This is a genomic window from Mycoplasma sp. CSL7503-lung, from assembly GCF_025515455.1.
Taxonomy (GTDB): domain Bacteria; phylum Bacillota_I; class Bacilli_A; order Mycoplasmatales; family Metamycoplasmataceae; genus Mycoplasmopsis.
Genome location: NZ_JAOPHP010000029.1, coordinates 1 through 9068, shown reverse-complemented (window position 1 = coordinate 9068; position 9068 = coordinate 1). Strand labels below are relative to the sequence as shown.

Below are 9068 nucleotides of genomic sequence, written 5' to 3'. Positions count from 1 at the left end.
AAGGAACAGAAAACCAAGGTTCAAACGGTGAAACAACTCCAGGAACAGGTTCACAAGACCAAGGAACAGAAAACCAAGGTTCAAACGGTGAAACAACTCCAGGAACAGGTTCACAAGACCAAGGAACAGAAAACCAAGGTTCAAACGGTGAAACAACTTCAGGAACAGGTTCACAAGACCAAGGAACAGAAAACCAAGGTTCAAACGGTGAAACAACTCCAGGAACAGGTTCACAAGACCAAGGTAATGGAGAAGGTTCTGAATCAACAGGAAATAGCGAAACAACTACAAAAACAGAAGAAGAATATTATGATCCGTCACAATTGGATGAAAATGGGTGATATGTTAATTCAGAATATCAGGGACAAAACAATTCAAATAATGAGGTTCGGAACGCAACTGGTCAAAATAGCAACCCAAACAGTTTATTTGACGAAAACGAAACCACAGAATATTGAGTTAGAAGTAAAGATGGCCACAATATACCAGTTGACTGAACATTAACAATTAGTTTACCAAAAAGAACACTTGTATCTAAAGTTCTATTCGTTCAATCATTAAATAATGATACTGATTTTTTAAGAAAATTTAAAGTTCAATATTTGGATAATCAAAATAATTGACAAGATTTTGATGATAAATTTGGTAACGGTGATAAAAAACAAGAATTCAAATATAATCCAGTTATGACCGATAAAGTTAGAATAATTAATAAAGAGTTCTTAAATCATTGATGAAGAATAGGTACTTTTAAAGTAGGATATGATGCTCCTCTAACTAAAGAAACTGTTTTCAGAAAAATAAATATTACTCTTGATAAAGAAGGTGTTAATTGAGATAATAAATTATCTTCAATTAATGAAAGTAAAATTACTTTTAAGGTTGAAAAAGAATTCGAAAATGAAATTAACAACTTTAAATTTAAAAGTGTTCTAGAAGAAAATAATCAAGTGTTTATTAAATATTCTTTTGAATTCAAAAACGAAGAAATAGAATCGCAATACCTTGTTGCAACAAGAGCAGATTTTAGACAATGATATGATAAAATGGTAATAACAGGAATACAAGGTTATGATTGAGGTGGAATTAAACTAAAAACTTCAATTAAAGATGAGAATTTAACATATGATAAATTAATAGAAGGTAAAAGCCCTGTAGCAGGCAATGTATACCAAACAAGCACTTATAAAGTTTTAGTATATAATGATCAAGGTAATTATTCACCATTAACTAGAGATAATGGTGCAGAATATTCATATCCTGTTTATATACAAAAAATTAATGATAAAGAATTTTACTTTATCATCCCTGAAGGTCAACCTGAAAATAACAAAACACCTTGAACAAACAAAATACTTTATATAGGTGAATCAGATACTAATAAACCAATTAAATATGAAATTAGTGATTTATATTTAAATATAAACAAAGAAACTGGTGAGTATACATATAAAAATAGTGTTAATAATAGTTGAAAGAATGAATTTTTAGTTCCAAGTGAAAGTACTTCAATATTAGCTTTTGGTAGTTTTATTAAACCGAAAAAATAGTAATAATATATTAAAAATAATTATTTAAATAAATCAAATACAAAAAATGATACCTTTATACTTACGGGTATCATTTTTTTATGATTGTTTTTTAATTAAAATTAAAAATAATTTACATATATATTTTATTTAATAATTTTCTTTTTAAATGCTTGAAATTCTAGAACAGACACATTTCTTCAAGGATATTTCTCATCATCTCCATTGCCGGTCGGATCATATTTTAAAAATTTAATTCTAATATTTTTTGCATTTTTTATTGTGTTCGTAAAATTGTCTTTGATGTTTTTTTGTCTTTCTTGATCGGTAGTTGCGTTGAATTCATAAACTTTATTTTGTTCGTTTTCTATATCTGAATTATCACTATTACTTGTTGCAAAAATTTGAAAATGTCTAATATTTGAGCGTTCAAAATATAATGCGAAAGATGAAATATCTTTAGGTTCATTTAATGTTATATTAAGTATTCTTTCTTCTTGGTTTGATGATTGAGTTGTTCCTCATCTACGACTATTATTTCTATCAATATATCCATCAATAATATTCATTGGAGAAAGTTCTGTTGTTTCTTGATTTGATGCTGTTATAGTTGCGTTATTCAATGATAAATTTGGTTGTTCTTCGTTTGTTGCTTCGTAAGGATCTTGTGATGAAATTAAATTTTCATGAATATCACTATATCTAATTTGGAATCCGTTAAACCCAACTCTTTGGTGTTGTTTTGTATTTTCTGATGCATTTAAGTTACTTTGTGGAATTCATTTGAATTTAATATATTTAGCTTCAACTGGTTCAAAGAATATATTGAATCTTGACATATTTCCGTTATTTGACGGAACATTAGTTACTAAAGCTTTTCATCTTCCTTGATTTTCATTAGCATTAAATGGGTCTGTTTTACCAAAATCATTTATTGATATTTTATCTTGATTATTTACATTTGTTCAATTTTGTCCATCGTTAGATGATTGTATATGAATTTCTTCTGGCAAAACAACAAACGAGTTGTATATAGCACCTTCTCTTCAATAATTAAATAAAACCTCATCTATAATTTTTGAACTATTTCCGTTTACTTCAAAAACAAATTCATTTTTATCTTCTGTTTGATCATGTAAATGTCTTGCTCAATTATCTCAACGTTTACTTTGGTCGCTATTAATTGAAGAAAGTATATTTTCAATAGGTTGATTATTACTAAATGTAGGTGCTGATAATTCTTTTTTCAATTCAAATACGTCTTCATTATTATTCTTGTCAAAATACATATCACCCAAAGGTTTTTTAAATAAAATATGTAATTTATATCCTACATTAGTTAAAATGTTATTGTTACTATCTAACAATAAAGCATTAATATCAATAAATTTATCTCCATTATCACTATTTTCTACATTAGTTGCTTCGCTATATTTATAAATATCTTTTATATCTTCATCGTTATATTTAATTGTATAAGTTCCCGATTTTATATTTAATTCATTAGCTTTTTGGCTATCGATTTCAATGTTATTTTTAATAACATATTTTTTATTAATTTGTTCAACATTAAATGCTTTATTTTCAACCACATATTTAGCAGTTTGTGGGTTTAATGCATTGTTTACTTTTGTTAAAGGTTTTAATAAAATATTATTAGAAGTTGAACTAGTTATATTTAACTCATTTTTTGAAGAATTTGTTAAAAATCTAACATCTAAATTATATAGCCCAAAAACAGCATATTTATTATTCACATTTTGAACATCATATTTAATTCTAACAAATTTTGCTTTGATTGGTGTAAAAGCAAAACTATATCTATACATATCTGCATTAGATGTAGCAACGAAATAATTACTTCTTCCTTCGTTAAGATTCTTAAAACCTGATAAATATTGATTAGTATTGTTTAGAGTATAAATATAAGCACCCGGAAAAACGTCTTTAAAATCATTTATGTTTTTAAATTTTTGATTTTTTACATCAAGGAAGTTTATCCCATCTTCAGAGTATTGTATTGTTATTTTTTCAGGTAATAAATTAGCACTTTTAGGTTTTCTTCTCGAATCAAATCAACCATACATAGGGCCGATATTCATATCTATTCTATCTAACCACTTCATATTTTCGTCATTTATTTGTAAGGTTACATAGTTTTCGGTATCTTTTGAGTTATTATATCACTCTTCTTTATTGGTTTGGTTAGTTCATACATTTTCAAAATGTTGATTTTGTTGTCTACCAATTATTTTATTTAAATCATTTTCGTTTGTTTTGTTAGATTTTTCTACATCTACTGTAGCATAATTGGCATTTCGAGATAATAATTCTCCATTTGTATTGTAATTTTTAAAATTCAAAATAGCATTATATTCTAGATTATTATATGTAGTGTTATTGTCTAAACTTTTTAAACTACCTTTTAAAGTTATTGAGTTACTATTGCTAGGTTTTGAAACTCTTGCATTTTGTTCGTTATTAAATACTATTTGATATTTACCCGCTTTTACACCATTTGTGTCGTTCGATATTTTTAACACATATTTATTATTTTCCATTTCTAAAATATCATTAATATTTGCAAAATTATTTTCATTGTAAATAGTAAATTCTTGTGTTATTAATCCATATTCGTTAGTTTTTTCCGGAGCTGAATCAGTTAATGGTTGACTTGGTTCATCATCTGAAACTATTACATTATTTTTTTCAAATGTATCCTTTAAAATTACAGCAGTTTTGTCTTCGGATGACTGTGATCCAGAAGTTAATTTATATGTAACTGTTATATTTGATTCATTTTTTGTAGCATGAATAAATTTATATGTAAAGTTAGAAATTTGATCATGTAATATATTTTCTTCTATTAATTCTGAGTTTTTAACAGATTTAAAAGTTCTATTTTCTGCGTCTTTAAATCTAAAATTATTAACTTTAATATTACTAAAATCAATAGCTTGTTCAAAAGTATCTTTTGATATTGTATATTCTTTTTCTTCTGAGGTTTGTGATTTAAAAGTTAATGTATATTTAACTAAAATTCCAAAATTGTTTTTAATAGCTGATTTAAAATTAACTTGATATTCATTATCATTAACTGTTGAGTCAAAATTATTTTTATTCGCTAAATCTTCTTCGCTAACCGAATCAAACGTCTTTCTTGATGAATTTTTATATATAAATGTAGCGTTTGAATGTTCAAAATTTGATTGTGAACTATTATCTGTTAATGGTGTTGTTTCGCCGTTTGAACCTTTGTTTTGTGAACTGGTTGTTCCTTGGTCTTGTGAGCTAGTTCCTGTTGATGCTGAACCTTCTCCATTACCTTGGTTTTGTGAATCTGCCCCTGAAGTTGTTTCAGTTCCTATGCTTCCTTCGTTTGGTTGGGTTGTTGCACCATCTTTTGGAGTTGTTTTTCCTTCGTTTGATTCTCCATCTTTACCTTGGCTATCTGTTGAATCACCTTGGTTTTCTGAACCGGTTGTTCCTTGGTCTTGTGAGCTAGTTCCTGTAGATGCAGAATCTTGTCCATTACCTTGGTTTTGTGAACCTATCCCTGAAGTTGTTTCAGTTCTTATGCTTCCTTCGTTTGGTTGGGTTGTTGCACCATCTTTTGGAGTTGTTTTTCCTTCGTTTGATTCCCCATCTTTACCCTGGTTAGAATTAGAAGTACCATTAGACTCACTATTGACATTAGCGTAAGTGAAATTTTAAGTAAAAAAATAAGCCGAACCGACTTATTAGTTTGAGTTGTTGTTAATAAAAATTTGTAAATAACCATCCATAACTTCAGTTTTAATATGTTCGATATTTTGAATATTAATTTGATTTATTATCTGGTCATTTCCTGTAATTTTATATTGATACTCATCAATTGGATATTTAGATAAAAAATATTGTATATATCCATAAATTTGAGCTTTGCACCCTAAATTTAATGCTGATTGAGTGTCATTTCCTACATCATTTGTTAAATTAGTTTTCATATATTTTTTATCCAATTTACTTATTTTGTAAAAAAGATGTGAATATGATTCATAAAAACCAGGAGCAATAGCTACTGATACTAACTTATCATCTTTTATAATAACTGTTGTTAAAGCTGTTCCTAAACTAAAAATTACAGCATTTGAGCAATGATTTGATTCACAAAGGCCTATTAAATCTATTCCTAATTCATTAATATCAACATTAGAAAAATCAGTTTTAAATTTCTTTTTATTATCAATAATATAAGGGGTAGAGTTAGGGAAGTAATTTAAAAGATTTTTTTTAAAAGAATCATATATTTCGTCATTTACAAAACCTAAAATCAATTCTTGTTTATGTTCTGTACTAATAGATTCGTTTAAAAAACTTTTTATTTTTTCAGATAAAAAGTTTTTTTCGTGTAAATTACCGATTAATTGAAATTTATATTTTATTAATTTATAGTTATGATTATAAATCGCATATTTTATAGAAGAGTTTCCGATATCAAATACAACATATTGTTTATTGGGTCTTCTTTTTAAAAAGTTTATCATATATTATAAATTGTACTTTGTATTGTGATATAATCAAATAAAAAATAATTAATTAAGAGGCAAAATGAAAAAAATAAACATAGGATTTACAAATGAATCATTCTTAAATGATAATGGTGACTTTTACCAAATTAAAAAATATAATTGATTTAATCACAAATTGGATTATAAATTATTAGAAAAATTTGATTTTGTTCCTAAATTAGTAGATGATACTCCAAAATGTCTTGAATGACAATGAATTGAGGGTAAAAACCCTGAATTTACAAAAGAAGATTTAGAAATTATTGCAAATAATTTAAAAACTTTACATGATTCTGAATTAAAATTCCCTAAATCAAATCACTCTGCGAGAGTTAAAAAATATCGTCAAATTTTAAAAGAAAGAAATATTAAAATTGATGTTTTAGACAAGTATTACAAACGTATTAATTTAATATTATCAAAAAGTCAACACAACAGACCTCTTCATAATGATTTATACACAGCAAACATTATTAAAAGAACATCAGATAATAAAATATTTTTTATAGATTGAGAATATGCTTCGATGGGGGACAAACACTTTGATTTAGCTTATTTTATAACCGGATCTTTCTTAAATAAAGAACAAGAAGAAATATTTTTAAATAGATATCAATCATATTGAGAAGAATATTTAATACAACAAAAAATACTTATATATTACTTGATAATTTTATGAATTAATGTTCAAGACGTTAAACCCTTTGATGATAAACCATCGATAATAAAATTAGAAGAAACAATAAAAGAATTTGAATATAAAAAGTTAAATAACTTATTTAAAAAGTAAAAACAAAAATCTAGATTTTAAGTCTAGATTTTTTAAATATTTATTTTATTATAATTTATCAACAATTTCTTTAAATTCATTGACACGTGATTTAGCATAAGCAACACGATCACCATTGATTAAATCAGGCATTTTTGTTCCATTAACTTTTATAAAGTTAATACTTTTTGCACCAACAAATTTGAAAGCTGAACGTAATCATTGATTTTGTAATGATTCTGTACCTTCAGCTTGAGGTCCACCTTGTGAACTAACAATAACAACATTTAAATTACTTAATAATCCAACTGGGTTACCATCTTTTGATAATTTATATGAGAAAGTTTTGTCGGCAACAGCGATTGCATCTATAAAGTTCTTAACAACTGTTGGAACTGTAAAATTAACAACTGTAGATGATAATACTAATAAATCTGTTTCTTTTAATTTATTTATTCATTTATCTGAATTTACATCAGTATAAAATGATGGGAAATGTGTTTGTGATAAGTGTGTTTTATCAAATTCTGAACCTGATAAATTAATTCTTTCAGGGTTTTCTACAACCTTTTCAAATTCGTTTAATAGTGTTGTTGTGTATGATCCTTCATTTGTGAAGAATGCACCGTCTAAAAATAATACTTTTTTCATTTAAAATCCTTTCATTTTTAATAATTAAATTATACATAAAAAAATAAAAAAGTACATAAAAAGTAGTTTTTTATGTACTTTTTTACACCTTTTGTTATTTTAAGGTATTATTAACATTTTTTACAAAATCATAATTAGTTTTATCTTTTATATCTTCAAAAACTTTATTAATTTTTTTATTATCACTTCTTCCTAAATCAGGAACAATAATGTTTATTTGAATTCTTAAATCACCAGTTCTAGTTGAGTTTACCATACCTTTTCCTGGTATTTTAATTATCTTACCATTGGAGTAAGATTTTTTCATTTTTATTCTAGTTAAACCGTGTGGTGTAGGTACATCAACTTCATTCTCCATAAAAATATCAATAAATGAAACGTCAAAATTTAAAAATAAATCTAATCCATCACGCTTAAAATAAGGATGTTCTTGAACATATAATTGTAAATATAAGTCTCCTGGTCTTCCACCATTGTAACCTTTTTCTCCAAAACCTTCCGCTTTTATAACTAAATTATTGGATGCTCCTTTTGGTATAGATATATTAACTACTTTTGAACTTTTTGTATATTTTTGACCTTTACATAAAGTACATTTATCTGTTATTATTTTTCCTGAACCGTTACATGTTGAACAAACAACCTTTTGTATTTGTCTACCAAACAATGAATTAAATTGTTTTGTTTCAGCACCTGTTCCATTACATGTTGAACAAGTTTTGTAAGAATTTTGATCTTTAGCACCTGTTCCGGAACATTGTAAACATAATTCATATTTATCTAATTTTTCTTTAAATTGAACACCGTTAAACGCTTCCATAAAGGTAATTGTTTTATATGCTTGTTTATCGTTTCCTTTTCTAGGTACATTATTATTTCTTTGACTTCTTCTAGAATTAAAGCTACCACCAAAAATATTTTCAAAAATATCTTCGAAACCGCCAAAACCACTAAATGAAGATTCATCGAAACCGCCCGCTCCAGCTCTTCCTTGTGCAGCATCAGCTCCATATTGATCATATATTTTTCTTTTTTCATCATTAGAAAGAATTTCATAAGCTTCATTAATTTGATGCATTTTTTGATCGCTTGTTCCATCTTTTAATTTGTCAGGATGATATTTTTTAGCTAAGCTTCTATATGCTGATTTTATTTCTGCTTGAGTCGCATCTTTTTTTACACCTAATGTTTCATAATAATCTTTTTTACTCATAATCTAAATTTTAGCATAATAATAATTTATTTGCTAATAAATAATAATATATTAAGGAAAAAAAGTATAAAAAAAGCAGCTCCCTATTTTCACCAAGTGGCTATCGTCGGCGTAAAGAGGCTTAACTACTGAGTTCGGAATGGTATCAGGTGAACCCTCTTGCTATTGCTACTGATAATAGTATACACTATAAATTTAAAAACCAAAAATTTTTTTTATTTTTTTATTTGGGGCTATGAAATCAAAGTAGGTTGATTACATTTGAAATTATTATATCACATCAATTAAGTTAGTTTAAAAATAAATATTTAATTTAATAAATATTTGGGTCATTCCTTAGAATGACCGTCGTTTGA

General features: G+C 26.3%; 7 protein-coding genes and 1 rRNA gene. 3 read left to right on the top strand and 5 right to left on the bottom strand.

From position 1 onward, the window contains the following. A partial coding sequence (locus N9R85_RS03555; protein ID WP_262858618.1) for a discoidin domain-containing protein occupies nucleotides 1-1550 on the top strand: 1550 nt, incomplete at its 5' end. Between the two features lie 125 nt (nucleotides 1551-1675). Here the strand turns inward: N9R85_RS03555 and N9R85_RS03550 are convergent. Next, complete coding sequence (locus N9R85_RS03550; RefSeq protein WP_262858617.1) at nucleotides 1676-4090, bottom strand: discoidin domain-containing protein; 2415 nt, start codon at nucleotides 4088-4090, stop codon at nucleotides 1676-1678. A 178-nt stretch (nucleotides 4091-4268) separates the two neighbouring features. Here N9R85_RS03550 and N9R85_RS03545 point away from each other — a divergent pair, with 178 nt between their 5' ends. Continuing rightward, a complete protein-coding gene (locus N9R85_RS03545; protein WP_262858616.1) occupies nucleotides 4269-5231 on the top strand; it encodes a hypothetical protein in 963 nt (320 codons plus the stop codon). Between the two features lie 38 nt (nucleotides 5232-5269). Here the strand turns inward: N9R85_RS03545 and N9R85_RS03540 are convergent, their stop codons facing one another. Continuing rightward, on the bottom strand, nucleotides 5270-6055 hold the full coding sequence (locus N9R85_RS03540) for a type III pantothenate kinase (RefSeq protein ID WP_262858615.1): 786 nt from the start codon (nucleotides 6053-6055) through the stop codon (nucleotides 5270-5272). Between the two features lie 64 nt (nucleotides 6056-6119). On the opposite strand from N9R85_RS03540, the gene N9R85_RS03535 reads away from it, so the two are divergent. After that, a complete protein-coding gene (locus N9R85_RS03535; RefSeq protein ID WP_262858614.1) occupies nucleotides 6120-6869 on the top strand; it encodes a phosphotransferase in 750 nt (249 codons plus the stop codon). Between the two features lie 48 nt (nucleotides 6870-6917). On the opposite strand, the gene N9R85_RS03530 is transcribed toward N9R85_RS03535, so the two are convergent. The 3 genes from N9R85_RS03530 to rrf all read right to left on the bottom strand — a co-directional run bounded on the left by N9R85_RS03530 (nucleotide 6918) and on the right by rrf (nucleotide 8888). Beyond that, a complete protein-coding gene (locus N9R85_RS03530; RefSeq protein ID WP_262858613.1) occupies nucleotides 6918-7499 on the bottom strand; it encodes an FMN-dependent NADH-azoreductase in 582 nt (193 codons plus the stop codon). Between the two features lie 94 nt (nucleotides 7500-7593). Beyond that, nucleotides 7594-8712: a DnaJ C-terminal domain-containing protein gene (locus tag N9R85_RS03525; RefSeq protein WP_262858612.1), complete on the bottom strand. Its 1119-nt coding sequence runs from the start codon at nucleotides 8710-8712 to the stop codon at nucleotides 7594-7596. A gap of 70 nt (nucleotides 8713-8782) precedes the next feature. Beyond that, nucleotides 8783-8888, bottom strand: a 5S ribosomal RNA gene (gene rrf, locus N9R85_RS03520). Nucleotides 8889-9068: the final 180 nt, after the last annotated feature.